Source organism: Roseateles sp. P5_E1 (genome assembly GCF_054049335.1).
This window is the reverse complement of sequence record NZ_JBFUMN010000518.1, coordinates 1-508: the sequence shown is the minus strand read 5'-3', so window position 1 is coordinate 508 and position 508 is coordinate 1. Positions and strand designations below refer to the sequence as shown.

Sequence of the window (508 nt, the reverse complement as noted above, 5' to 3'; positions counted from 1 at the left end):
TTGTCGGCGGGCTGGGCACCCTCGGTGCCGGTGTGCTGGTGGAACAGGCGCGTTCGCTGATGCAGCAGGTCGGCGTGCACGGCGTGGATGCCTGCGGCGAGGAACTGGAGCGCTTCGATGCCGCCCTGCGCACTTACCTGGCGTCGCTGCAACAGGACTGACGGTCAGYGTGCCTGCTGCAGGTACTCGATGACCTGACGCCGCCGTTCCGCATCGGCGGTGGCATTGACCATCCGCGACCCCGGCACAACGGCGGCCGGCGCGCGCAGGAAGGTATCCAGGGTGTCCGTGCTCCAGGTGATGTCGGCCTGGCGCATTGCAGTGGAATAGGGATAGTCGGCCAGGCTGCCGGCGCGACGCCCGACCACCCCGTGCAGGTTGGGACCGAAACGATGCACGCCACCCGGGGTGACGGTGTGGCATCCGGCACAGATCGCGAACGCGCGCTGCAGCTGCTGTTGATGCACCTGCTCGGGCGTCTGCGCAGTGCGCGTGCACGCACACAGGC

1 protein-coding gene is annotated in these 508 nt (G+C 68.6%); it reads right to left on the bottom strand.

What is annotated here, in order from left to right; all coding sequences use genetic code 11:
* Positions 1-164: 164 nt before the first annotated feature.
* A partial coding sequence (locus ACXJKJ_RS32410) for a c-type cytochrome (protein WP_457395871.1) occupies positions 165-508 on the bottom strand: 344 nt, incomplete at its 5' end.